The sequence below is a fragment of the Methyloversatilis thermotolerans genome (genome assembly GCF_000372885.1).
Classification (GTDB): domain Bacteria; phylum Pseudomonadota; class Gammaproteobacteria; order Burkholderiales; family Rhodocyclaceae; genus Methyloversatilis; species Methyloversatilis thermotolerans.
Genome location: NZ_KB889967.1, coordinates 2,755,473 through 2,781,298 on the forward strand (window position 1 = coordinate 2,755,473; position 25,826 = coordinate 2,781,298).

Annotated in this window: 19 protein-coding genes and 2 pseudogenes; 7 read left to right on the forward strand and 14 right to left on the reverse strand. The window is 64.7% G+C overall.

Annotation, left to right across the window (positions count from 1 at the left end):
• Window positions 1-8: 8 nt before the first annotated feature.
• The 10 genes and pseudogenes from A3Q7_RS19870 to A3Q7_RS0112360 form a co-directional block, all read right to left on the reverse strand.
• Window positions 9-4,675: pseudogene (locus A3Q7_RS19870) on the reverse strand (glutamate synthase-related protein).
• Between the two features lie 282 nt (window positions 4,676-4,957).
• On the reverse strand, window positions 4,958-6,079 hold the full coding sequence (locus A3Q7_RS0112325) for a deoxyguanosinetriphosphate triphosphohydrolase (RefSeq protein ID WP_018412197.1): 1,122 nt from the start codon (window positions 6,077-6,079) through the stop codon (window positions 4,958-4,960).
• Window positions 6,072-7,160, reverse strand: coding sequence for a 3-dehydroquinate synthase (aroB, locus tag A3Q7_RS0112330; RefSeq protein ID WP_018412198.1), 1,089 nt, complete (start codon window positions 7,158-7,160; stop codon window positions 6,072-6,074). Before aroB ends, A3Q7_RS0112325 begins: the two co-directional genes overlap by 8 nt.
• A complete protein-coding gene (locus A3Q7_RS0112335) occupies window positions 7,148-7,675 on the reverse strand; it encodes a shikimate kinase (RefSeq protein WP_018412199.1) in 528 nt (175 codons plus the stop codon). Before A3Q7_RS0112335 ends, aroB begins: the two co-directional genes overlap by 13 nt.
• 69 nt (window positions 7,676-7,744) lie before the next feature.
• The gene (locus A3Q7_RS0112340) at window positions 7,745-9,889 is read right to left on the reverse strand and encodes a type IV pilus secretin PilQ (RefSeq protein WP_018412200.1); all 2,145 of its coding nucleotides are present in this window, start codon (window positions 9,887-9,889) and stop codon (window positions 7,745-7,747) included.
• Window positions 9,886-10,173: a pilus assembly protein PilP gene (locus A3Q7_RS21285; RefSeq protein WP_332309909.1), complete on the reverse strand. Its 288-nt coding sequence runs from the start codon at window positions 10,171-10,173 to the stop codon at window positions 9,886-9,888. Before A3Q7_RS21285 ends, A3Q7_RS0112340 begins: the two co-directional genes overlap by 4 nt.
• Before the next feature lie 83 nt (window positions 10,174-10,256).
• Window positions 10,257-10,331 (reverse strand): annotated as a pseudogene (locus tag A3Q7_RS21290) (pilus assembly protein PilP); the annotation flags it as partial.
• Between the two features lie 80 nt (window positions 10,332-10,411).
• Entirely contained in the window at window positions 10,412-11,077 is a 666-nt protein-coding gene (locus A3Q7_RS0112350; RefSeq protein WP_026224769.1) for a type IV pilus inner membrane component PilO, read from the reverse strand.
• Window positions 11,074-11,655, reverse strand: coding sequence for a PilN domain-containing protein (locus A3Q7_RS0112355; protein WP_018412203.1), 582 nt, complete (start codon window positions 11,653-11,655; stop codon window positions 11,074-11,076). Before A3Q7_RS0112355 ends, A3Q7_RS0112350 begins: the two co-directional genes overlap by 4 nt.
• A complete protein-coding gene (locus tag A3Q7_RS0112360) occupies window positions 11,652-12,731 on the reverse strand; it encodes a pilus assembly protein PilM (protein WP_018412204.1) in 1,080 nt (359 codons plus the stop codon). The genes A3Q7_RS0112355 and A3Q7_RS0112360 overlap by 4 nt, the downstream gene beginning before the upstream one ends.
• A gap of 169 nt (window positions 12,732-12,900) precedes the next feature.
• Between A3Q7_RS0112360 and A3Q7_RS0112365 the strand changes: the two genes are divergently transcribed.
• A complete protein-coding gene (locus tag A3Q7_RS0112365) occupies window positions 12,901-15,405 on the forward strand; it encodes a penicillin-binding protein 1A (RefSeq protein WP_040570956.1) in 2,505 nt (834 codons plus the stop codon).
• Here the strand turns inward: A3Q7_RS0112365 and cyaY are convergent.
• Window positions 15,371-15,703 carry an iron donor protein CyaY gene (cyaY, locus tag A3Q7_RS0112370; RefSeq protein WP_332309905.1) on the reverse strand — a complete coding sequence of 111 codons (333 nt, stop codon included), beginning with the start codon at window positions 15,701-15,703 and terminating at the stop codon, window positions 15,371-15,373. The two genes, A3Q7_RS0112365 and cyaY, sit on opposite strands and share 35 nt — an antisense overlap.
• On the opposite strand from cyaY, the gene lptM reads away from it, so the two are divergent.
• The 6 genes from lptM to A3Q7_RS0112395 all read left to right on the forward strand — a co-directional run bounded on the left by lptM (window position 15,702) and on the right by A3Q7_RS0112395 (window position 21,853).
• Window positions 15,702-15,884: an LPS translocon maturation chaperone LptM gene (gene lptM, locus A3Q7_RS21160; RefSeq protein WP_077231358.1), complete on the forward strand. Its 183-nt coding sequence runs from the start codon at window positions 15,702-15,704 to the stop codon at window positions 15,882-15,884. The genes cyaY and lptM overlap by 2 nt on opposite strands.
• Window positions 15,881-17,122, forward strand: coding sequence for a diaminopimelate decarboxylase (gene lysA, locus A3Q7_RS0112375; protein ID WP_018412207.1), 1,242 nt, complete (start codon window positions 15,881-15,883; stop codon window positions 17,120-17,122). The genes lptM and lysA overlap by 4 nt, the downstream gene beginning before the upstream one ends.
• Entirely contained in the window at window positions 17,119-17,544 is a 426-nt protein-coding gene (locus tag A3Q7_RS0112380) for an RNA-binding S4 domain-containing protein (protein ID WP_018412208.1), read from the forward strand. The genes lysA and A3Q7_RS0112380 overlap by 4 nt, the downstream gene beginning before the upstream one ends.
• A gap of 70 nt (window positions 17,545-17,614) precedes the next feature.
• Entirely contained in the window at window positions 17,615-18,151 is a 537-nt protein-coding gene (gene fae / locus A3Q7_RS0112385) for a formaldehyde-activating enzyme (RefSeq protein WP_018412209.1), read from the forward strand.
• Window positions 18,152-18,356: 205 nt separating this feature from the next.
• Window positions 18,357-19,445: a sensor histidine kinase gene (locus tag A3Q7_RS0112390; RefSeq protein ID WP_018412210.1), complete on the forward strand. Its 1,089-nt coding sequence runs from the start codon at window positions 18,357-18,359 to the stop codon at window positions 19,443-19,445.
• Window positions 19,442-21,853 (forward strand): two-component system response regulator, encoded by a 2,412-nt coding sequence (locus A3Q7_RS0112395; protein ID WP_026224772.1) that lies wholly within the window; start codon window positions 19,442-19,444, stop codon window positions 21,851-21,853. Before A3Q7_RS0112390 ends, A3Q7_RS0112395 begins: the two co-directional genes overlap by 4 nt.
• A gap of 9 nt (window positions 21,854-21,862) precedes the next feature.
• On the opposite strand, the gene A3Q7_RS0112400 is transcribed toward A3Q7_RS0112395, so the two are convergent.
• From A3Q7_RS0112400 to A3Q7_RS0112410, 3 genes are read right to left on the reverse strand one after another with little or no spacing between them, the layout of a single operon-like run.
• Window positions 21,863-23,326 carry an exonuclease domain-containing protein gene (locus tag A3Q7_RS0112400; protein ID WP_018412212.1) on the reverse strand — a complete coding sequence of 488 codons (1,464 nt, stop codon included), beginning with the start codon at window positions 23,324-23,326 and terminating at the stop codon, window positions 21,863-21,865.
• On the reverse strand, window positions 23,323-23,529 hold the full coding sequence (locus A3Q7_RS0112405; RefSeq protein ID WP_018412213.1) for a DUF3460 family protein: 207 nt from the start codon (window positions 23,527-23,529) through the stop codon (window positions 23,323-23,325). The genes A3Q7_RS0112400 and A3Q7_RS0112405 overlap by 4 nt, the downstream gene beginning before the upstream one ends.
• Before the next feature lie 39 nt (window positions 23,530-23,568).
• Complete coding sequence (locus tag A3Q7_RS0112410; RefSeq protein WP_040570958.1) at window positions 23,569-25,824, reverse strand: RelA/SpoT family protein; 2,256 nt, start codon at window positions 25,822-25,824, stop codon at window positions 23,569-23,571.
• Window positions 25,825-25,826 lie beyond the last annotated feature (2 nt).

The following is a 25,826-nucleotide window of genomic DNA, read 5'->3' on the forward strand; positions in this document are numbered from 1 at the left end:
TTTTCCTGTTACTTGGCCATCGCTGCAGCCGGCGCATCCGCCTTGGCAGCCATTTCACGCAGCGCGCGACGGTACTCGGTCGGCATCACCTTGACGAACTTGCCGCGGGCATTCGCCCAGTCGGCCAGGATGTCGGCGGCGCGCTTGGAGCCGCTGAACGCCGCATGACGGGCGATCAGGCGACGCAGGATGGCTTCGTCCGACATGGTCAGATGATTGATGGCCGCCTCGCCGATGATCGCTTCGTCGGCGGCGTCGGCCAGGTCGCCACTGATGGCATCCAGTTCCACCATGGACATGTTGCAGCGCTTGCCGAAGCTGCCGTCCTCGTCGAACACATAGGCGACGCCGCCCGACATGCCGGCGGCGAAGTTGCGGCCGGTCTGGCCGAGCACCACCACGGTGCCGCCGGTCATGTACTCGCAGCCGTGATCACCCGTACCTTCGACCACCGCGACCGCGCCCGAGTTGCGCACGGCAAAGCGTTCGCCGGCCACGCCGCGGAAGTAGCACTCGCCTTCGGTAGCCCCGTAGAGCACGGTGTTGCCGACGATGATGTTCTTCTCGGACGCGCCGCGGAAGGCGTCCGACGGACGGATGATGATGCGGCCGCCGGACAGGCCCTTGGCCACGTAATCGTTGCCCTGGCCGGTCAGTTCCAGCGTGATGCCGCGCGCGATGAAGGCGCCGAAGCTCTGCCCGGCGGTGCCGCGCAGCTTCACCATGATGGTGTTGTCCGGCAGGCCCTTGTGGCCGTAGCGGCGGGCGACTTCATGCGACAGCATGGTGCCGACCGTGCGGTTCACATTGATCACCGGCGACTCGATCACCACCGGCTTGCCGTTCTCAAGGGCGTCCTTGGCCTGGGCGATCAGCGTGTGGTCGAGCGCGCGCTCGATGCCGTGGTCCTGCGTCTCGGTGTGCAGACGCGACACTTCGGACGGAACCGGCGGCATGTAGAAGATGCGCGAGAAGTCGAGGCCGCGCGCCTTCCAGTGCTCGATGCCGGCGCGCATGTCCAGCAGGTCGGAACGGCCGACCAGGTCGTCGAACTTGCGGATGCCCATCGACGCCATCAGTTCGCGCACTTCCTCGGCGACGAAGAAGAAATAGTTCACGACATGTTCCGGCTGGCCGGAGAAGCGCTTGCGCAGCACCGGGTCCTGCGTGGCCACGCCCACCGGGCAGGTGTTCAGATGGCACTTGCGCATCATGATGCAGCCCTCGACCACCAGCGGCGCAGTGGCGAAGCCGAATTCATCGGCGCCGAGCAGCGCGCCGATCAGCACGTCGCGGCCGGTCTTCATCTGGCCGTCGGCCTGCACGCGGATGCGGCCGCGCAGGCGGTTCAGCACCAGGGTCTGCTGGGTTTCGGCCAGGCCGAGTTCCCACGGCGTGCCGCAGTGCTTGATCGACGAAATCGGGCTGGCCCCGGTGCCGCCGTCATGGCCGGCGATCACCAGATGGTCGGCCTTGGCCTTGGACACACCGGCCGCCACCGTGCCGACGCCGATTTCCGACACCAGCTTGACCGAGATGGACGCAGTCGGATTCGAGTTCTTCAGATCGTGGATGAGCTGGGCCAGATCCTCGATCGAATAGATGTCGTGATGCGGCGGCGGCGAAATCAGGCCGACGCCCGGGGCGGCGCAACGGACCTTGGCGATGTTGGCGTCACCTTGTGGCCGGGCAGCTGACCGCCTTCGCCCGGCTTCGCGCCCTGCGCCATCTTGATCTGGATCTGGTCGGAATTGGCCAGATACTCGGCGGTGACGCCGAAGCGGCCGGAGGCGACCTGCTTGATCCTGGAACGCAGCGAATCGCCCTTCTTCAGCGGCAGCGCGACTTCCACGCGCGACGAGCCGATGAGCTTGTCCAGCGTTGTGTCTTCGGTCACCGGGCTGAAGCGGATCGGGTCTTCACCGCCTTCGCCGGTGTTGGACTTGCCGCCGATGCGGTTCATCGCGATCGCCAGCGTGGTGTGCGCTTCGGTCGAGATCGAGCCGAGCGACATGGCACCGGTGGCGAAGCGCTTGACGATGTCGGCCGCCGGTTCGACTTCGTCCAGCGGCACCGGCGGACCCGCCGGCTTGATGTCGAACAGACCGCGCAGCGTCATGTGGCGGCGCGTCTGGTCATTGATGATGCGCGCGTATTCCTTGTAGGTGTCGTACTTGTTCGCGCGCGTCGAATGCTGCAGCTTGGCGATCGCATCCGGCGTCCACATGTGCTCTTCGCCGCGCACGCGGAAGGCGTATTCGCCGCCGGCATCGAGCGCATTGGCCAGCACCGGATCGCTGCCGAAAGCCTGGGCGTGGGTGCGCAGCGCCTCGTCGGCCACCTCGACCAGGCCGATACCCTCGACCTGGGTGGCGGTACCGGTGAAGTAGCGCGCAACGAAAGCCGAATTCAGGCCGATCGCTTCGAAAATCTGCGCGCCGCTGTAGGACTGGTAGGTCGAAATGCCCATCTTGGACATGACCTTGTTCAGCCCCTTGCCGACCGCCTTGATGAAGCGCTTGGACGCTTCCTTGGTGGACAGGCCGGACGGCAGCTCGTTGGAAATTTCGGCGATGGTGTCGAAGGCCAGCCACGGACAGATGGCTTCGGCGCCGTAACCGGCGAGCAGCGCGAAGTGGTGGGTTTCACGCGCCGAGCCGGTGTCGATCACCAGACCGGTGAGCGTGCGCAGCCCCTTGCGCACCAGGTGATGGTGCACCGCCGAGGTGGCCAGCAGCGCCGGAATGGCGACGCGGTCGCGCGACACCGTGCGGTCGGAAAGGATGACGATGTTGAAACCGTCGTTGACCGACTTTTCCGCCGCGTCCTGCAGGCGCTTGATGTGCGCTTCGATGGCGGCCGAACCTTCGCTGGCCGGATAGGTGATGTCCAGCACCAGCGAACGGTACTTGCCGCCGGTCAGGCGCTCGATATCGCGCAGGCGCAGCACGTCCTCGTTGGTGAGCACCGGCTGGGTCACTTCCAGGCGCGGCGTCAGGCCGTCCTCGTTGTCGGCCACGCCCATCAGGTTGGGACGCGGGCCGATGAAGGAGGCGAGCGACATCACGATCTCTTCGCGGATCGGATCGATCGGCGGATTCGTGACCTGGGCGAACAACTGCTTGAAGTAGGAATACAGCGGCTTGTTCTTGTCCGACAGCACCGGCAGCGGACTGTCATTGCCCATCGAACCGATGGCTTCCTCGCCGCCGGCCGCCATCGGTGCCAGAATGAACTTGATGTCTTCCTGCGTGTAGCCGAAGGCCTGCTGCGTATCGAGCAGCGATTCGCTGCGCTCGGTGCTGTACTTGATCTCTTCCAGTTCGGTCAGGAAGAAGCGCGAATCGTTGATCCAGGTGTCGTACGGATATTCGGTCGCCAGCTCGTGCTTGAGCGCCGAGTCATCGATGATGGCGCCCTTCTCGAGGTCGATCAGGAACATCTTGCCCGGCTGCAGGCGCCACTTCTGCACGATGCGCTCGTCCGGAATCGGCAGCACGCCCATTTCCGACGCCATGACCACCATGTCGTCGTCGGTCACCAGGAAGCGCGCCGGACGCAGGCCGTTACGGTCCAGCGTGGCGCCGATCTGGCGGCCGTCGGTGAAGGCGACCGCGGCCGGTCCGTCCCACGGCTCCATGATGGCGGCGTGGAATTCGTAGAAGGCGCGGCGCTCCTCGTCCATCATCGGGTTGCCGGCCCAGGCTTCCGGGATGAGCATCATCATGGCATGCGCCATGGAATAGCCGCCCATCACCAGCAGTTCGAGCGCATTGTCGAACGAGGCCGAGTCGGAACCGCCCTCGACGATGAGCGGCCACAGCTTGTCGAGATCGGCGCCAAGAGCGGCCGACTTCATGGACTTCTGGCGCGCCTTCATCCAGTTGATGTTGCCGCGCACGGTGTTGATTTCACCGTTGTGGGCAATCATGCGGAAGGGATGGGCGAGATCCCAGGTCGGGAAGGTATTGGTCGAGAAGCGCTGGTGCACCAGCGCCAGCGCCGAGGTGGCACGCGGGTCGGTCAGGTCGGCGAAGTATTCGCCCACCTGGTGGGCCAGCAGCATGCCCTTGTAGACGATGGTGCGCGAGGACAGCGACGGGATGTAGAACTGCTTCACGTCGGCGAGCTTGAGCGCGCGCACCGCATGCTCGACGCGCTTGCGCACCACGAACAGCTTGCGTTCGAAGGCGGTCTGATCGGCCACGGTGTCCGGGCGCGCGATGAAAACCTGGCGCATGCGCGGTTCGATCGCGCGCGCGGCTTCGGCCAGGATGCTGCTGTCGCGCGGCAGGTCGCGCCAGCCCAGGAAGGTCAGTCCTTCTTCGTGAATGACACGTGCGACGACCGATTCACAGGCGGCACAGCCATTGGCCGACTGAGGCAGGAAAACGGTTCCGCAGGCATAGTCGCCGACCGCCGGCAGTGTGATGCCGATCCTGGCGGCTTCCTCGCGCAGCAGTGCATCCGGCATCTGGATCAGGATGCCGGCGCCGTCGCCGAGCAGCGGGTCATAGCCAGTCGCACCGCGATGGTCGAGGTTCTTCAGGATCAGCAGACCCTGTTCGATGATGTCGTGGGTCTTGCGGTTCTTGATGTTCGCAACGAAACCCACACCACATGCATCGCGCTCGTTTTCGGGGTCGTACAGACCCTGACTATGGGGAAGACCCATTGCTTTCGTCCTCGGAACTCGTTTGCCAACCGCGCACGGCTTCGCTCTGATCGCTGGCCGCTGCGGGAAGATCACCGCCAGTAACCGTGAAAAAGCCGGCTTCCGCGGTCATTTCATTGAAAGAAACGAGGCGGACACCGGCTCGGGTGGCCCGGGCGGACCCTGCACAGGGTCAAAACGGGCACTTTTGGGGTGGACGGCGGAGTATAAGACCTTGATACGCTGCGTACAACCACCTGTGACGCAGCGCACGAGCAGGCGCTGTACGGGGCAGAGGCCGCCTCAGATCTCGCCGACGGCGAACAGCCGCCGGTGCTCGCGCATCGCGTAGCGGTCGGTCATGCCGGCGATGTAGTCGGCGATGGCGCGGGCGGTGTCATCGCGCGCCATCGCCTGGTACTGCGGCGGCAGCAGGCGGGTATCGTCCATGAAAGCGGCGAACAGTTCGGCGATGATGCGCCGCGCCTTGGCGGTCATGCGCAGCACCTGGTAGTGGCGATAGAGATTGTCGCGCAGGAACTGCTTGAGCTTGAGCTGCTCCGCCTTCATGCCGTCGCTGTAGGCGACCAGCACGGGTGCCGCGCGTACCTCGTCTATCGTGCGCGGCGCGGCGGCGGCGATGCGGCGGGCGCTTTCGCTCACCAGATCGATGATCTGCGCATTGATCATGCGCCGGATGGTTTCGTGGATCAGCCGGCGACCGGCGATCTGCGGATAGAGCCGCACCACCTCGGCGCGATGGCGCGCGAAGATGGGCACCTGCTCGAGCTGTTCCAGCGTGATCAGACCGGAGCGCAGACCGTCATCGACATCGTGGTTGTTGTAGGCGATCTCGTCGGCAAGATTGCAGATCTGCGCCTCTATCGTCGGCTGTGTGCGGTTCAGGAAGCGTTCGCCCAGATCGCCCAGCGCGCGCGCGGTGTTCGGCGAGCAGTGCTTCAGGATGCCCTCGCGCGTCTCGAACGTGAGATTCAGGCCATCGAAGGCGCCGTAGCGTTCTTCCAGCAGGTCCACGGTGCGCAGGCTCTGCAGGTTGTGCTCGAAACCGCCGTATTCGCGCATGCAGTCGTTCAGCGCATCCTGGCCAGCGTGACCGAAAGGCGTGTGCCCGAGGTCGTGCGCGATCGACACCGCCTCGGCCAGGTCTTCGTTCACCTGGAGCGCGCGGGCGATGGAGCGCGCGATCTGCGCCACTTCGATGCTGTGCGTCAGCCGCGTGCGGAACAGGTCGCCCTCATGGTTTACGAACACCTGGGTCTTGTATTCCAGCCGGCGAAAGGCAGTGCTGTGCACGATACGGTCGCGGTCGCGCTGGAACTGACTGCGGCCCGGCGGTGAATCCTCGGCGAAGCGACGGCCGCGGGAGTTGTCGTCGCAGGCGGCGTAGGGCGCGAGTTCAGGCATGCGCGCAGCAGTGTTCTATCGCGGCGGCAATGTCGGACAGCGGCGCGTCGCCATGGATGACCGCTTCGCCGATGCGCTTGAGCAGCACCAGCCGCAGCTTGCCGGCGTCCACCTTCTTGTCGTGCGACATCAGTTCGAGATAGCGCTCGACGCCCAGTCGCGGACCGGCGAACAGCAGGCCGGCCGACGCGTGGATATCGCGGATGCGCGCCACGTCATCGTCGTTCAGCCAGCCGAGGCGACGCGACAGCTCGACCGCCATCAGCGTGCCGGACGCCACCGCCTCACCGTGCAACCACTCGCCGTAGCCAAGACCGGTTTCGATGGCGTGGCCGAAGGTGTGGCCAAGGTTGAGCGTGGCGCGCACGCCGGTCTCGGTTTCATCCTCTATCACCACTTCGGCCTTGTTGCGGCAGGAACGCTCGATCGCATGCGACAGCGCGTCCGGCTCGCGCGCCAGCAGACGCGGCATGTTCACTTCCAGCCAGTCGAAGAATTCGCGGTCGCGGATCAGGCCGTACTTGATGACCTCGGCCAGGCCGGCCTTCAGCTCGCGCTCCGGCAGCGTATCCAGCGTGGCGGTATCGGCCAGCACCAGCCGCGGCTGGTGGAAGGCGCCTATCATGTTCTTGCCCAGCGGATGGTTGATCGCGGTCTTGCCACCGACCGACGAATCGACCTGCGCCAGCAGCGTGGTGGGCACCTGGATGAAAGGCACGCCGCGCTGGTAGGTGGCCGCGGCAAAACCCACCATGTCGCCGATCACGCCACCTCCGAGCGCGATGAGCGTGGTGGAACGCTCCACGCGCGCGCCGAGCAGCGCATCGAAAATCAGATTGAGCGTGGGCCAGTCCTTGTGCGCCTCGCCATCCGGCAGCACCACGAGCTGGTGGGCCACGCCGGCGCGGTCCAGCGCATCGAGCACGCGCGACGCATACAGCGGTGCGACCACGTCATTGCTGATGACCACCGCGCGCTTGCGCTTGAGCACCGAGGCGTAAAGATCGCCGCGATCGATCAGACCGCTGCCGATATGGATGTCGTAGGCGCGCTCGTCGAGCGCCACATTCAGGCTGCGCATCGGTTCAGGTATTCCCGTTCTAGCTTGCGGACGATGGACAGCGGACTGCCCTGGCCGCTTTCCGCAATGTAATCGGCGACCTCGCGGTACAGAGGGTCGCGCACGCCGTGAAGTTCTCGCACGCGGGCGCGCGGATCGTCGACCTGCAGCAGAGGGCGGTTGCGATCACCGCGCGTGCGTGACCACAGCACATCGGGCGGCACATCGAGGTAGACCACCCAGCCACCGGCCTTCAGGTTGCGCCGGTTCGCGGGATCCATCACCACGCCGCCGCCCGTGGCAAGCACAAGGCCGGTTTCGTGCGACAGCGCTTCGATGGTCGCCGCCTCGCGGCGACGGAAGCCGGCCTCGCCCTCGATTTCGAAGATGGTCGGAATGCTGACGCCGGTGCGCGCCTCGATTTCGTGATCGCAATCGACGAAGCGCTTGTGCAGACGACGGGCGAGCTGGCGGCCGACGGTCGTCTTGCCCGCCCCCATCATGCCGACCAGGATTATGTTGTCACTGTGTTCCACGCGCCGATTCTAGCAGCGCGCCCCGACAATGCGGCCCCAGCGGCCGCATCGGGAACGCAGCGCTCGGGCTCAGCGCAGCGTGAGCGCATCACTCACGATGCGCGGCGTCACAAAAATGAGCAGTTCGGCGCGGCTGTTGTCGGTTTCGGTATTGCGGAACAGGAAACCGACGTAGGGCAGGTCGCCGAGGACAGGGATGCGTGTCTGGGTGCGCCGCTCTTCCTGGGTGTAGATGCCGCCGATCACCACAGTGCCGCCGTTCTCGACCAGCACATCGGTCTTGACGTGCTTGGTATCGATGGCCACGCCGGCGCCGGTGGCCAGCGCCGTGTTCGGGGTGTCCTTGTTCACGTCGAGTGCCATCTGCACACGGCCGTCCGGCGTGATCTGGGGCTTCACCTGCAGCTTCAGGTTGGCCTTGCGGAAGGAAATGCTGGTGGCGCCCGAACTGGTGGCCTGCTGGTAAGGAATTTCCACGCCCTGCTCGATCAGCGCCTCGTTCTGGTCCGAGGTCATGACGCGCGGGCTGGAAATCACCTTGCCCTTGCCGTCCTGCTCCAGCGCCGACAGTTCGAGGTTCAGGAAGCGCGATGCGGCGGAATTGAACAGCACGAAGGACAACTGACCGGGCGAGCGGCCGCTGATGTTCGACGCGCGCAGATTCACACCCATCGAGTCGGTGAGGTAGTTCGGTGTGGTCTGCACCTGACCGGTCTGGAAGCCGGAAGCCGAGGTGGAGCCGCCGATGTTCAGGCCGGCACGACCGAGCTGGACCGACCCGGCCTGCGACTGGTTGATGCCGAGGCGTGCGCCGAGGTTCTTCGCGAAGTCTTCGCTGGCTTCGACGATGCGTGCCTCGATCAACACCTGGCGGGTCGGGATGTCGAGCTCGCTCATGATGCGGCGGATCTCTTCCAGGCGGCTCGGGATGTCGGTCACGATGAGCTTGTTCGTGCGCGTGTCCATCACGATGGAGCCGCGCTTCGACAGGAAGCTGCGATCGGAATCCTTCTTCTCGGTGATCGCCTTGTAGATCACGTCGGCCTTGTGATAGTTGAGCTGGAAGGTTTCGGTACGCAGCGGTTCAAGCTCGCTCACCTGCATCTGGCTCTCCAGCGCCAGCTTTTCCTTGGCGGCCAGTTCGTCGCGCGGGGCGATCCAGATCACGTTGCCGGTCTTGCGCTTGTCCAGCCCCTTGGCGTCCAGGATGATGTCCAGCGCCTGGTCCCACGGCACATCCTTGAGGCGCAGCGTGAGCGAGCCGCCCACGGTATCGGACGTGATGATGTTGTTGTCGGTGAAATCGGCGATCACCTGCAGCACCGACCGCACATCGATGTTCTGGAAATTCAGCGACAGCTTCTCGCCCTGGTAGCCCGGCTTGCTGCCCTGGACCAGCTTGTTCGGATCCTCGACCAGACGCTTCACCTCGAGGATGAACTGGTTTTCGCTCTGGTAGGCGTTGTGCTCCCACAGGCCGTTGGGCGTGATGGTGAGCCGGACATTGGCGCCCGAACGCACGACGTCCATCTGCGTGATCGGGGTGCCGAAATCCGTCACGTCGTAACGCTTCAGGAATTCGTCGGCGACCGTGGCACGCAGGAAGTCAACGACCAGCTTGCTGCCCTGCTGGCGGATGTCGATGCCGGTATCCGGATCGGACAGTTCGACCACCACGCGACCTTCGCCGTCCTTGCCGCGCCTGAAGCCGACATTGCGCAGCGCGGGTGCTTCCTTGCCGACGCTGCTGCCCGGTTCGGCAAAACGGGCGGCCTTGTCGCTGGCCACCGCCGGTTCCGCGCTCGCCGGAGCGGCCAGCGTGATGTAGAGATCGCGCCCGGACAGACGGGTGTTGAAGGTGGACAGCTTGTTCAGGTTCAGCACCAGTCGCGTGCGGTCTCCGACTTCCACCACGTTGAAGCTGCGCAGGTGCGCTTCATTGATGGTCTGCGACGAACGACCGAGGCCGTTGCCGGTATCCGGGAAATCGAAGGCAATGCGTGCCGGCTGCGACACGCTGAAATTGGCGGGCACCGCCGGCAGTTCATTGCGGGTGGTGATCTTGATGAGCACTTCGCCCGCCTGCTGCGACACGAGAAGCGACTCGATCGCATTGGACGGGGCCTTGGGTTCGGCCTGCGCCGACGCGAGCGCGGGCAGAAAACCCAGCGCCAGCGCCCCGAACAGGCGGAAAAGACGGGGAACGTAATTCATTTCTTGGCCTCCTGCTCCTGCAGCTGGAGCATGCTGGTGCGTTCGACCCACTCGCCGTCCGCGTCCTGAACGATTTCTTTCAGCGTGATGCCGTCGCTTTCGATCGCCGTGATGACGCCGAAATTCTGGCCCATGTAGTTTCCGGTGCGCACCCGGTGCAACGTGGAATCGGCGCGAACCAGGGCATAGCGCACCTTGCCCTGTTCGAGCACCCCGACCATGGCCAGCGAATCCAGGGGATACTGCTCCAGCGGCTCCTTGCGCCGATCCAGATCGGGAGACAGACCGGTCCCCCCCCACCGCCCCGCTTGCGTTCCGGTTCGATCTTCTGCACGTTGAACGGATCGATCAACGCAGCCGCTTCATAGGCAACGACGATGGACGGCTTGATTTCGGGCAGGGGCTTGACCTGCCCCTTCATGCCCTGGGTGCTTTCTTCCATCCAGGCCCGGATATCGTCGTGACTTTCGTCGCCACAGCCGGCGAGCAGGACGCACAGTGCGGCAAACAGGGCGAGGCGCTTCACTTCTTGCCTCCCTTCGCCTTGTCCGCCTTTTCCTTGCGGATACGCGCGATTTCCTCGTCGTCGAGATAGCGATAGGTGGTGGCAACCGCGTCCATGCGAAGGCCATCCTTGGTCGACTCGACCACCAGGCCGCCCAGCGTCACGATGCGCGACAGCTTGGCCACGTCTCCGGCAAAGTTGCCCAGGTCATGGTAACCCCCGAGCACCCGTATCGTGATCGGCATTTCGGCATAGAAATCCTTCACCGCCTCGCCGCCCGGTTTCCAGGTTTCGAAGGTGAGGCCACGACTCAGACCGGCCTGGCTGATATCGACCAGCAGCGATTCCATTTCCGCCTTGTTCGGCAACTGCTTGAGCAGCGCTCCAAAGGACTTGTCGATATCGGCGAGCTGCTGCTGGTACTGATCGAGGTTCACCGCCTGTCGCTTCTTGTTCAGCCACTCGTCCTTCAGTGCCTGCTCTTCGCCACGCTTCTGCTCCAGCTCCATCTGCAGCGGATCCCACAGGAACCACCAGCCGGCCGCCAGCGTGGCGACGAGCACGCCAACCAGCACGGCCGCCTTGGGCGCGGGCGCCCAGTTGCCGACATCCTTCGGATCGAGGTTGCGGAAATCATCTGCAAGCCGTTCGAAATCGAACCTGGGCATCTGCATCGCTTTCATGAACGCCCCTTGTTCGACTTGCCTTCGTTCTCATCCACCGTACGGGTGATGAACAGGTCGAGGCTGAATTCGTTCATGCGGCGCTTGTCCACGCTGACACCCTTGATTTCGATCAGCGTGGGCCGCTCGAGCAGTGGCGAGGACTCGAGATTGCGCATCAGGCTGGATACGCGCGCATTCGACTGGGCGTAGCCAACCAGATTGATCTTGTTGCCCTGCTGCGCCACCTTGCGCAGATAGACGCCTTCAGGCACGTGACGGGCCAGCTCGTTGAACAGTCCGACCGCCTCCGAGCGATTGCCCTGCAGCGACTCGATCACGCGCTTGCGCTGCAGCAGCGCCTCGGTCTGTTCGCGCAGGCGCTTGATTTCGTCGATCGTCTTGTCCAGCGCGGCAATTTCGGTCTTCAGGAAGGCGTTCTTCTGATCCTGAGCGGACACATAACCGCTGATGATGCCGTTGACCAGCGCCACGATCAGACCGCCCAGCACCAGGGTCAGCCCGGTCAGCGCGTAGAACTGCTGGCGCCGCGCCTTGCGCTTCTCTTCGCGGTGCGGCAGAAGGTTGATGCGTATCATGCGTCGAACCTCCTGAGGGCGAGGCCGCACGCCACCAGCAGCGATGGCGCGTCCTGGCTCAGCCGCTTCGCGGTCACCGAGGGGGCGAGCTGCATGTCGACAAAGGGGTTCGCGACCCGCGTTTCCACCTGGGTCCGGTTGGCCACCACCTCATCCAGCCCCTGGATCACGGCGCATCCCCCCGCGAGCACGATGTGATCGACGCCGTTGTACTGCGTGGACGTGAAGAAGAACTGCAGCGCGCGCGACACTTCGAGCGCAAGGTTGTCCATGAAGGGACGCAGCAGGTCGTTCTCGTAATTCTCGGGCAGGGTGTTGGTACGCTTGGCGGCTTCCGCCTCTTCCGGACTCATGCCGTAGTTGCGCATGATGTCCTGTGTAAGCTGGTAGCCGCCGAAGGCCTGCTCCCGCGAATACACCGGCTGGTCGTTGCGCAGGATGATCACGTTCATCACATTGGCGCCGATATCGACCAGCACGATATTGCTGTCCTTGCCACCTTCCGGAAGCTGCCGCTCGACCAGTTCGAAAGCCGCCTGCGCCGCATAGGACTCGACATCCACCACCACCGCGCGCAGGCCGGCCGCCTCGGCAACCGCCACCCGGTCCTCGACCTTCTCCTTGCGCGAGGCGGCAATCAGCACCTCGACCTCCTCCGGATTGCCCGGCGCCGGCCCCACGACCTGGAAATCGAGGTTCACCTCGTCAAGCTGGAAAGGGATGTACTGGTTGGCTTCCGACTCGACCAGCACCTCGAGCTCCTGCTCTCGCTGGTTCGCCGGAACGATGATCTTCTTGGTAATGACCGCCGCTGCCGGCAGAGCCAGCGCAACATTGCGCGTCGATGTCCCCATGCGCTTCCAGGCACGGCGGACCGCCTCGGCCACTTCCTCGAGCTTGGCGATATTGCCATCCACGACCGAATCGCGCGGAAGGTTCTCGATCGCATAGCGCTCGATGCGGTGCTCGCCCTTCGCTGTCCGGGACAGCTCGACCAGCTTGACCGCCGAGGATGACACGTCCAATCCCAGCAGGGGACGCGCTCCAGGGTTGAAAATCGACAGGTCGAAAGCCAAGCTTTTTCCTTTAAAGACAGTATTTTAGGCAGAATACCGACAAATTACATTAAGATGCTAGCAGCAAGGTCTGGACAAGTAAACACATTTTGGTTATGGGTTCTGACAAGCTTCTCACGGTCGGCCAGCTATACTTTCGGGTTTGCACCTGCTCCGGAAGCCGACCGTCTTGTCCCCCTCGCTACGCTGGATCGCCTACCCGCTGATCGCCCTGTCCGGACTTGCCGCCATTGGCGCCGCCCTCGCGGTCATCGTCGTACTGCTCGCCTACCCGCAACTTCCGTCGCTCGACATCCTTACCGACTACCGTCCCAAGATCCCGCTTCGCGTCTATAGCGCCGACGGCCAGCTCATCGGCGAATTCGGCGAGGAGCGACGTTCGGTCGTGCCCATCGGACAGGTGCCCGAATCCCTGAAGCACGCCATCATCGCCGCCGAGGACGAACGCTTCTACCAGCACTCGGGCATCGACTACGTGGGCGTCGCGCGCGCCGCGCTGAGCAATCTGACCAGCGGCGGACGCAGCCAGGGTGCGAGCACCATCACCATGCAGGTGGCGCGCAACTTCTTCCTTTCGAGCGAACGTACACTGCGCCGTAAAGTGTATGAAGCCCTGATGGCGTTCAAAATCGAGAACAGCCTCACAAAAGACCAGATACTCCAGCTCTACATCAACCAGATCTACCTCGGCCAGCGAGCCTATGGCTTCGCCGCCGCCTCAAGAGCCTATTTCGGCAAAAACCTGAAGGACATTAGCGTCGCCGAGGCGGCCATGCTCGCCGGGCTGCCGAAAGCCCCGTCCAAGTACAACCCGGTGGTCAATCCCAAGCGCGCCGCCCTGCGTCAGGCCTATGTGCTCAGGCGCATGCATGAACTGGGCTACATCGACGAGGACACACGGGCACAGGCGCAGCAGGAAGAGCTGCAGGTGCGCCGCAGCGATGGCGCCGGCACGCCAGGGCAACGCCAGCAGGCGGATTTCGTCGCCGAGATGGCGCGACTGATCGCGGTCGAGCGCTTCGGGGAGCACGCCTACACGATGGGGCTGCGCGTCACGACCACCATACGCAGGTCGGACCAGGAAGCCGCCATCGACGCCGTGCGCAAGGGCGTGTTCGACTATGACCGCCGCCACGGTTACCGGGGTGCCGAGGGCTTTGTGGACATGAAGGACGTCGGCAGCGACGACGACGAACTGCTCGATGATCTGCTGCAGGACGTACCCGATGCCGCAGGCCTGCACGCGGCGGTGGTGCTTGCCGCCTCGCCGGCCTCGCTCAAGGTGTACAAGCGCGGCGGAGAGGTGCTCACGCTGGGCGCCGACGCGATCAAGTTCGCGCGCGCCATGCTCGACGACAAGGCGCCCGCGGCGCGCAAGCTGCGCCGCGGCGCCATTGTGCGCGTGATGCAGGATGCGAAGCTGGGCTGGGTGATCGGCCAGATGCCCGAGGTCGAGGCCGCGCTGGTATCGATCGACAGCCAGGACGGCAGCGTGCGCGCGCTGGTCGGCGGCTTCGACTACAACCGCAGCAAGTTCAACCACGTCACCCAGGGCTGGCGTCAGCCAGGTTCCAGTTTCAAACCCTTCATCTATTCGGCCGCGCTGGAAAAGGGCTATGGCCCGGCGACGGTGGAAGAAGACACGCCTCTTGTCGTGCCGGCCGGCGAAACCGGCAGCCAGAGCTGGCAGCCGAAGAACTACGACGGCAAGTACGACGGACCGATCTCGCTGCGCACCGCGCTGGCGAAATCGAAGAACATGGTGTCGATCCGCGTGCTGCGCGCCATCGGCACACGCTACGCCCAGGACTATGTCACGCGCTTCGGCTTCGACGCCACGCGTCACCCGCCCTACCTGACCATGGCCCTGGGCGCCGGCTCGGTCACGCCCTGGCAGATGGCCTCCGCCTATGCCGTGTTCGCCAATGGCGGTTACCGCGTGGAACCCTATGTGGTGAAGGAAATCACCGACAGTGAAGGTCACGTGCTTGCACGCTTCACGCCACGCAAGGCCGGCGACGATTCGCTGCGCGTGATCGACGAGCGCAATGCCTACCTGATGAACAGCATGATGCAGGACGTGGTGCGACGGGGTACGGCCACCCGCGCACTCGCGCTCAACCGCAGCGATCTGGCGGGCAAGACCGGCACGACCAACGACTATCTGGATGCATGGTTCTGCGGCTACCAGCCCTCGCTGGTCACCATTTCCTGGATAGGATTCGACAATCCGCGCACCCTCGGCCGCGGCGAAACCGGGGGTTCGGCGGCGCTGCCGATGTGGGTGGACTACATGCGGCAGGCGCTGAAGAACGTGGAGGAACAGCAGTTGCCGATGCCCGACGGACTGATCCGCATCGACGCCGGTATCGATGCGAAGGGACAGCAGCGCACCGACCTGATGTACGAGGAACATCTGCCGCCGGAGCCGGATTCCCTGCCTTCGGAACCGGAAGGTCCGGCTTCGGAAGGCGAGCTGCCGCCGGCACCAGCGCCCGCACCTGCGCCGTCTCCCGCCCCGAGACAGCCGTCGCCGACCGGTCACATCGTGCCGGGAGAGGCCCGGCTCGCTCCGCCCGCCGCAGCCGGCGCGCCGGTGGCTACCGCGGCCTGCCGCCCGCGCGGAGCATGTCCGCGCGCTACAGCGTCACTGACACGCCAGCCTGCTGGCTGACCAGTTCCTGCAGCGCCTGGATCAGCTCCTTGCCGTCGCGCGTACCGATCCAGCGACCGTTCTCGTGCCGGAAATGGAAACCGCCGGAACGCGCGGCAACCCAGATTTCCTGTGCCACGGCATGCCGGTTGATCACCATCTTCGAGCCATCGCCGAATTCGAGCTCGAGCACTCCACCGGCCTGCAGCTCGTAATCGATGTCCGCCCCGCAGCGATCGATCGACTGCTCGATCCGCGCCAGCATGGCATCAGCCAATTTGTTAAATTCACTCTCGTTCATAACCCGGCCATCCGACATGTTTTCCAGATCCGTCCTGTGTGCAGCCGCTGCGGCGCTGGCACTTGCCGCGTGCGGCACCAAGGGGCCGCTGACCCTGCCGCCGAAACCGGGCGACACGACCACCCGCCACCCGACGAAACCGCCCGTCGCCGCTCCGACCAGCAACCCGTACGATAGTAACAAGGCCTTTCCCCGATGAAACACTTCGAACTTCGCGACGGAACGCTGCACGCGGAAGGCGTGTCCCTGGAGCGGATCGCCGCGGAACACGGCACGCCCACCTTCGTCTATTCGCGCGCTGCGCTGACCGAGGCCCACGCAGCCTACGCGGCCGCGCTGTCGGGCCGCGATTCGATGCTGTGCTACGCGGTCAAGTCGAATTCCAATCTCGCCATCCTGAACGTGTTCGCGCGGCTGGGCACCGGCTTCGACATCGTGTCCGGCGGAGAACTGGCCCGCGTTGTCGCCGCGGGCGCGGATCCGGGCAGGGTCGTGTTCTCGGGCGTCGGCAAGACGCGTGACGAAATGCGAGCGGCGCTCGGACTGGGCATCTACTGCTTCAATGTGGAATCGGAACCGGAGCTGCACCGGCTCGCCGAGGTCGCCGGCACGCTCGGCGTGCGCGCACCGATCGCGCTGCGCGTGAATCCGGATGTCGACCCGAAGACTCATCCCTACATTTCCACCGGACTGAAGTGCAACAAGTTCGGGGTACCGATCGCTGATGCGCGGCGCCTCTATCGCACCGCAGCCGGGCTGCCCCAGCTCGACATCCGCGGCATTGCCTGCCATATCGGCTCGCAACTGCTCGATCCGGCGCCGGTCGCGGAAGCGGCCACCAAGGTCGTGGCGCTGGCTGAAGCGCTGAACGCGGACGGCATCGAGCTCGCCCATCTGGATCTGGGCGGCGGCCTGGGCATACGCTATGACGACGAGGCGGTACCGGCCACGGCCGATTATCTGGCGCCACTTCTTGCCGCCCTGGCCGGCCGCAAGGAACGTCTGCTGCTCGAACCGGGCCGGTCGCTGGTGGGCAATGCCGGTGTATTGCTTTCGAGGATCGAATATCTGAAGCGCGGAGAGGATCGCAATTTCGCCATCATCGACGCCGCGATGAACGATCTCGCGCGGCCTGCGCTGTACGATGCCTACCACCGTATCGCCGAGGTGCGGCCACACGGCGAGGCGCAGACCTATGACGTGGTCGGTCCGGTCTGCGAGAGCGGCGATTTCCTGGGGCGCGAACGCGCGCTGGCCGTGCAGCAGGAAGATCTGGTTGCGATCTTCTCGGCCGGAGCCTACGGCATGACCATGAGCTCCAACTACAACACCCGCGCACGCGCCGCCGAGGTGATGGTCGACGGCAAAGCCGCGCACCTGATCCGCGAACGCGAACGCGTCGACGCCCTGTTCGCCGGGGAGCGCCTGCTGCCGTGAGCCGCAAGCCCGACCCCGACGATGACGCCGGACACGAGCGGCTGCGGCTGGACAAGTGGCTGTGGGCGGCGCGCTTCTTCAAGACGCGCACCCTCGCCTCCGATGCGATCGACGCCGGACGCATCCAGGTGAATGGCGCGCGCGCCAAACCTTCGCGCGAGGTGCACGTGGGCGACCAGCTCGACATCCAGGCACCCGAGGTGCGCTATTCGGTGATCGTGCAGGCATTGTCCGGACGCCGCGGACCGGCCGAGGAAGCGCGCCGGCTTTATGCCGAAACCGGGGACAGTCTCGCCCGCCGGGAGCGCGAGCGCGAGCAGCGACGACTTGCGCCGGAACCGTCACAGATGTTGCATGGACGGCCGACCAAGACGCAGCGGCGCGAAATCGACCGCATGCGCGCTAAACTTCGCGGCGGCTGAGCGTGCTGCCGGCCCCCGCGGGGCGCGGCGACGACGCCAGACGCATTCAAACCCAGACAGAGGAATACACATGTCCGAACGCATCGTGATGAAGGTGGGTGAAGCCACCGTATTCGCCAAGGAAGGCCAGTTCACCGACGCCATGCCGGAAATCGTGATCGGTTCGATCGACGGCCCGGTCGGCCAGGCCTTCGCCCAGATGATGGGGCAGACCGCCGGCCACACCCGCATGCTCGCCGTGCGCGACTGCAACCAGATGGCCAAGCCGGCGACCATGATGGTGCCCAAGGTCACGATCAAGAATTCCCGCACCGTGGAACTGCTCGGTGGCGTGGTGCAGGCGGCGACCGCCGATGCGGTCGTCGATTGCGTGTCCGAGGGCATCATCCCGAAGGACCTGGTGGACGAGCTGGTGATCATCGATCTGGTGTGGCTGGATCCGAACGCGGTCAAGGACCCCAACCTCGACATGAAGGATCTGTACCGTACCAATTACGAAGCCACCAAGCTGGCAATACAGCGCGCGCTGACCGGCAAGCCGACAGCGGACGAATTGATCGCCAACCGCCACAAGATCAAGCACTGCATGTACGACCCGGACGCGTGAGCGCAATCGGCGTGCCAGGAAGATCGGCCCCGCTCAGGCGGGGTTTTTTCTTTCCGCTGTCGCGCGAAACGAGGGGCTTCGGGGAACGGGCCCTTTCTCTTGTGTCATGCCCGGATAACGTCCACACTGGAATGTCGAATCTCATGACATCCGGTCACTGATTGCAGGATGCCCCGGCCGGTGCGTCGATACGGAGGAGTGCCGGATGGATGCTCGCGCCCACCCCGATCCCGCCAGCGAACGCGGCAGTCCACTGCTGCCGCAGATGACGGATGATGCCTTCCGACGCGTCGTCGAATATGCGCCCAGCGCCATGGTGCTGGTGGATACGCGCGGCGCCATCGTAATGGTGAACGAGCAGGCGGAAAGGCTGTTCGGCTATCCGCGCTCCGCATTGATCGGCCACAGCGTCGACCTGCTGGTGCCACAGGCTGCGCGAGCCCACCATGCGCAGTTTCGCGACGGCTTCCTGTCCACGCCGAGTCCGCGCCCCATGGGCGCAGGCCGCGACCTGCACGCGCGACGCGCCGACGGCAGCGAGTTCCCGGTCGAGATCGGGTTGAACCCCATGCCCACCGAAGGTGGCACGCTGGTGCTCGCATCCATCGTGGACATCACCGAACGCAAGCGTGCGCAACAGGTACTGGAACAGGCGCTGCTCGAAAAGACCGTACTGCTGAACGAGGTGCACCATCGGGTAAAGAACAATCTGCAGGTGATCACCAGCCTGCTCAACCTGCAGGCGAACAATGCGGACGACCCCCGTCTGCGCGACATCCTCAGCGAAAGCCAGAACCGGGTACGGGCGATGTCGCTCACACCCCAGTTGCTGTACGAGCGCAAGGATTTCTCGAAAATGGATCTGGGCGATTATCTGTACCGGCTCCCCCAGCTTCTGCGCGGCAGCTATCGCGAAAGCGCCAGCCGTATCGAACTGCGGCTCGAGCGCCCCGATACCCCGGTCTATCTCGATCTTGAGCGGGCCATTCCATGCGGTCTGCTGGTGAACGAACTGGTGACGAACGCGTTCAAGCATGCGTTTCCGCCTCCGCGCCACGGTGAAATCACGATAGAACTTGCGCGCGAAGAGGATGGCAGCGTCACGCTGACGGTACGCGATGACGGGGTCGGTCTGCCGGACGATTTTTCTCTGGAAAGCGTGAAATCGCTGGGGCTGCAGCTCGTACCTTTGCTGACCGACCAACTGCACGCGCGACTCGACATGCCGACGGGCGGCGGCGCCCACTACCGGATCAATTTCTCGGGCCAGATTCCGGGAGCAGCGACAACATGAACGCTCCTTTGCCGGTCAATCTTATGCTGGTCGAGGATGAACGCGTCATCGCGTTCGATCTGAAGAACCAGCTTCAGTCATTCGGTTACCGCGTCGGGGCGGTGCTCGCCAACGGCGAACAGGCGGTCGAACGCGTTGCCGAGCTTGCGCCGGACCTGGTGCTGATGGACATCAATCTCGAAGGCCCGATAGATGGCATCGATGCGGCATTGCAGATGCAGAGCCGGCATCGCGTTCCGGTCGTATTCCTGACCGCCTATGCGGAAGACGACACGCTGAAGCGCGCGCTGGCCTCGCGTCCTTTCGGCTATCTGGTCAAGCCCTGCGAACCACGTGAACTGCACGCGACCATACAGATGGCGCTTGCCCGACGCGAGGTCGAAGCGTCGGTGGAACGCAGCGAACAGCGTTTCAAACAGGCACTCGACGCCGCGTCGCTGGGCGTCCTCGAATGGCTGCCCGAATCGATGCGCCTGCGCGGCGAAGGTCATCTGCGCAGCCTGTTCGGCGATCGTCCGCTCCCGCTGGACGAGGACTGGGACACCTTTGTCGCACGCGTCACGCCCGAGGACCGGCAGCACGTCCTGGACATGCTCACGTCCGCGCTGTCGGAAGGCGACCCGGTGCGCGTCGAGTTCCGCACGGTCGGAAACGGCGGAGCCCGCGCCATCGAGGCGCACGCGCGCGCCTACGACTACAAGGATGGACAGCGGCGCGTGGTAGGCATCCTGCAGGACGTGACCCAGCGCAAGCAGGACGAGGCGCGGTTGCGCCAGTCCAGCGTGGTGTTCCATACCGCCGCCGAAGCTCTCGTCATATCCGATTGCACGCGCCGCATCGTCGCGGTCAACGAGGCGTTCACGCGCATCACCGGCCATCTGGAAAAGGATGTGATCGGCCTCGATCCGGAGGCGGTACTCGAGTGCGGCCATGACGAGTCCTTCTACCGCGCACTGGGCGCCGACAGCGGTGGCGGATACTGGCAGGGTCAGGTGTTGTGCAGGCGCACAAGCGGCGAACGCTTCCCTGCGTGGGAAAGCATCAGTGCGGTGCGCGACGCGCGCGGTCGCCTGACTCACTTCGTCGCCGCGCTGTCCGATTTCACCGCCATCCATGTGGCGGAGGAAAAGCTCAACCATCTTGCCCATCACGATGCGCTGACCGATCTGCCGAACCGGCTGCTGTTCGACGACCGCTTCGCCCACGCGCTGGAGCAGGCACGGCGGCACAGCCTCAATTGCGCCCTGTTGTTTCTCGACCTCGACAGCTTCAAGGTGGTGAATGACACACTGGGCCATTCTGCCGGCGACGATCTGTTGCGTGCCGTCGCCGGTCGCCTGCGCGACACCCTGCGCCGCAGCGACACGCTGGCCCGGCTGGGCGGCGACGAATTCGTGGTACTCACCTTCGGCACATCGCCCGACGATGCGGGCCATCTTGCCGTGAAGCTGCTCGCCGCGCTGTGCCAGCCCTTCTATGTGGGCAGCGAACAGATCCGCATTTCGGCCAGCATAGGCATTGCCATGTATCCGGATCACGGGCAGGACGGTAACCAGCTCATGCGCGCGGCGGACATCGCCATGTATGCCGCGAAGGCTCAGGGCCGCAACCGCTACCAGTTTTTTACCGCCGACATGTCGGAACGCACGCGCGAACGCATGCAGATGGAACAGGGCCTGCGTCGCGCCATAGAGGCCGATGCACTGGAGGTGTATTACCAGCCACAGATCCGGCTGTCCGATCGGCGCATCATCGGTGTCGAGGCGCTGGTACGCTGGCAACATCCGGAGCTGGGCATGATTTCGCCGGCGCGCTTCATTCCGGTCGCCGAGGAAAGCGGAATCATCGAGGTGCTCGGCATGTGGGTGCTCAGGCACGCGTGCCGGGATGTGCTGGGCATGACCGATGCCGAGGGACGTCAGTTGCGTCTTGCCGTGAATGTGTCAGTGCGTCAGTTCCTGCGCGACGACTTCGTGTCCCATGTACTGGAGGTCGTCGGCGACACCGGATTTCCCGCGGCGTCGCTCGAACTGGAAATCACCGAATCGACGTTGCAGGTGATCGAGCACAGCAGCGGCGTTCTGAACCGGCTGAAGGCCGCCGGCATCACCATCAGCATCGACGATTTCGGCACCGGCTATTCATCGCTGAGCGTGTTGCGCGACCTGCCGATTGACCGCATAAAAATAGATCGCTCCTTCGTGGTCGACCTCACCGACAACGACGACACGCGCGTCATGGTCGAGGCCATGCTCACGCTCGGACGCTCGCTGCGCATGAGCACGATTGCCGAAGGCATAGAGCTGCAGGAACAGGAGGACATGTTGCGGCGGCTCGGCTGCGTCGAAGGACAGGGCTTCCTGTTCGCGCGCCCGATGACGCTGACGGACCTGCGGCGCCTTGTCTGAAGCCGCGTTTCAGACGTCCACCTCTCCCGGTGCCACGCGCTCGACCGCATCCTCCGGCAAGCCGTCCAGATGCCGTCGCAGGATGCGGTAGTGGTCGTAGTCGAAGCGCATTTCGCCTGCGGGCCGGCCGCTGTCTTCGTCGCGCGTGGTACCGAGGTAGCACCAGTGAGACAGCCAGTGCCGGTCGCCGTACAGGCGACCGGGTCGCCGCTCGTCCAGCACGACCTCGCCTGGCCAGGGCCAGACCGGAATGCGCAGGCCATCGAGCGCGCTCATGAGCCGCAGGTCATGCTGGCGCGGGTCTTCGCGTCCGCAGCACACGCCCCGGCAGCGCCTGACCTGAACATTGACGCAGGCGGCGGTGTGGCGCTCCGCCTCCTGCAAACCTATGCGTTTCGGGCAGAGCTGCCATGCCGTGGCCATGTCGCGCAGCGCGGCCGTGCAGTCACGGCGTGAGCGGAACGGACCGTAGAGGCCTGCCAGTTGATGCGGCAATACGCGATCGAGATCGATGCGCTTCAGCGCCACCTCACCCGCCGCCAACTCTTCGCCCGGCCCGCCATGCAGCAGCAAGGCGACCGCCGGTCCGCTCGCCCGCAACTGCCGGTTGTACAGCGGTTGCAGTTGCTTCACCAGCCGGGCTTCGAGCAGCAGCGCGCCGAGTTCGCCAGCGGTTTCCACCCAGTCCACGCGGCGTGTCTCGCGCAGCATGCGGGCCGCCTGCCCGCCCTTGTGCGAACCGGTGAAATGGGCCAGCACGCGCGAGCGCAGATTGCGGCTCTTGCCGACGTAAAGCGGCATTTCGCCCGTGGCGGGCAGCAGATCGGATGAGGCCGGCGCCTCGCCATAGAACAGGTAAACACCGGGCGCGTCGGGCACGTCGTCCAGCGCACCCGCGGGCAGCCCGGGTGGCGTCGCCGTGGTACGTGCGGCACGGTCCATCGCGCTTTCGATGCTGGCCGCGTCGCGTTCGCGCGTCGCAATATCGAGAAAATCGAGCACCAAGCGTGCATCATCGAGTGCGCGATGCCGTGCTGCGCAGGCCAGTCCGAAACGTTCGATCAGCGCATCCAGACCGTGGCGGGGAAACTGCGGATACAGCGTGCGGGACAGTTTGACCGTGCACAACACGCGTGGCGAGAAATCGAGTCCGACGCGGGCGAATTCGTTGCGCAGGAAGCCCTGGTCGAAACGCGCGTTGTGCGCCACGAACAGGCGGCCGTGCAAGCGCTCCGCCAGCTCGGGCGCGATGTCGGCAAAGCGCGGCGCGGCCGCCACCATGTCATCGGTGATACCGGTGAAGCGCTGGATGGACAGCGGTATGGACACGCCCGGATTGACCAGACTGGACCAGCTCTGTCTGCGCTCGCCATCAACCAGGATGACACCGACCTCGGTGACACGATCGGCCCGCGGGTCGCCACCGGTCGTTTCGAGGTCGACGATGGCGAGCGGGCGTTCGAACAGGCTCAATGCGTGTCGCTGGATGTCAGATCGGTCTGGTAGGGGTAGGACTTCTGCGGCACACGCGCTGCGTCGAAACGACGCTGCTGTTCGGCATCCTGCGGCTTGTCCCACCACAACGCACGACCGCGACGCTGCTCCTCGACCTGTTCGGGATGCTTTTCGAGGTATTCGCGCATGAAGCGCGTGTGATCCGATTCGTACTCTGCCACGACTTGCTCCGTTATTCGTCCGGTGTCCGGGCGGACACCTCAGTTCGACTTGTTGCGACCGTTGTCGCTCTTGTCGGCCGCACGCACGCGCGCGATGCGGACCACTTCCGGCACGCGGCGCAGGCCCTTCATGATGCGCGCGAGATGCACGCGATCGGTCACCTGCAGCGTGAAATGGATCTGGGTATAGAGGCTGCCGTCCTCCTCCATGCCCACGTTCTGGATATTGGCGCCGCACTCGGCGATCTCGAACGCGACCTTGGCCAGCACGCCGGGCTTGTTCGCGGCAATCACCCGGATACCGACCTCGAACACGCGCCCCGGATCGCGCTCCCACTCGACATCCACCCACTGGTCGCCGTCCTTGCGATGACGACGCAGCGTCGGACAGTCGTGCGCATGGATCATGAGCCCGGAACCGACGCGCAACTGGCCGACGATGGGGTCACCCGGTATCGGCTGGCAGCAGCGTGCGATCTGCACCGCCATGCCTTCGGCGCCGCGTATCAGCAGCGCGCTTTCCGGTGTCGGCAAGGGTGTGCCCTGGCTGTCGCTGGCGGTCTGCAGCTTGAGCAGGCTGCGCGCGACGAAGGTGGCCGAGGTCTTGCCCTGGCCGATGTCGGCCAGGGCTTCCTTGCGGTTCTTCACCTCGGCGGTTTCCAGCCACTGCGCCCACGAGGCATCGCCGATCTCGTCCGGCGTGACGCCGAACTGGCGCAGCGCCTGGGTCAGCAGGCGTTCGCCAAGCTGGGCCGACTCCTCGACCTGCATGTTCTTCAGGAAATGGCGGATCTGGGCGCGCGCCTTGCCGGTCTTGACATAGCCCAGCCAGGCCGGATTGGGATTGGGGTGGGTGGCGGTGATGATTTCCACCTGGTCGCCACTGTTGAGCTCGCTGCGCAGCGGCATGAGCTCCTGGTTGATGCGACAGGCGACACAGCAGTGGCCGACATCGGTGTGCACGGCATAGGCAAAGTCGACTGCGGTGGCGCCGCGCGGCAGGGACATGATCTTGCCCTTGGGCGTGAACACATAGACCTCGCCCGGGAACAGGTCGATCTTCACGTGCTCGAGGAATTCCGCCGAATCCGGCGCCGAACTCTGCAGTTCGAGCAGAGACTGCAGCCAGCGGTGGGTATTGGCCTGCAGATCGTCCAGCGACTGTTCGCTGTCCTTGTACAGCCAGTGCGACGCCACCCCGTTCTGCGCGATCTGGTGCATTTCCGAGGTACGTATCTGCACCTCCACCGGTGTGCCGAAGGGGCCGATCAGCGTGGTGTGCAGAGACTGGTAGCCGTTCGCCTTGGGAATGGCGATGTAGTCCTTGAACTTGCCCGGTACCGGCTTGTACAGCGCGTGCAGCGCGCCCAGCGCGAGATAGCACGCCGGTACGTCCTTGACGACCACACGGAAACCGTAGATGTCGAGCACCTGCGAAAAGGTGAGGTGCTTGTCCCGCATCTTGCGGAAGATGGAATACAGGCTTTTCTCGCGCCCGAACACGTCGGCTTCGATACCCCGCTCGGGAAGCCGGGTGCGGATCGCCTCGGTGATCTTGCCCACCACCTCGCGCCGGTTGCCGCGCGCCGCCTTCATCGCGCGTTCCAGCACGCGATAGCGCATCGGGTGCATGGCGTGGAAGGCCAGGTCCTGCAGTTCGCGGAATACCGCGTGCAGGCCCAGCCGGTTGGCGATGGGCGCGTGGATCTCGAGGGTTTCGCGTGCGATGCGGCGCTGCTTGTCGGGCCGCATGGACCCGAGCGTGCGCATATTGTGCATGCGGTCCGCCAGCTTGATCAGGATGACACGCACGTCGCGCGCCATCGCCATCAGCATCTTGCGGAAGTTCTCGGCCTGCGCGTCTTCCTTCGACTGGAATTCGATCTTGTCCAGCTTGGACACGCCATCGACCAGTTCGGCCACCACCTTGCCGAAACGCTCCGCGATTTCCGCCTTGGTGATGGCGGTGTCTTCCATCACGTCGTGCAGCAGTGCGGCGCACAGCGCCTGCGAATCGAGTTGCCAGCCGGCGAGGATTTCGGCCACCGCGAGCGGATGCGACACATAGGGCTCGCCGCTCATACGGTACTGGCCCGCATGGGCCGACGCCGAAAGTGCGTAGGCGTCGCGCACACGCTGCACGTCCTCGTCGCGCAGATAGCCGGAAATGGTATCGATCAGGCGTTCGAGGTCTTCCGCCGTCGGACAGGGCTCGCCGGCATGCGGATCGTTGTCGGCCTGATCGAGGCCGGCAAGAGCCTGGACAGGCGGGATGTGAGCGACCGGTGTGTGCATGA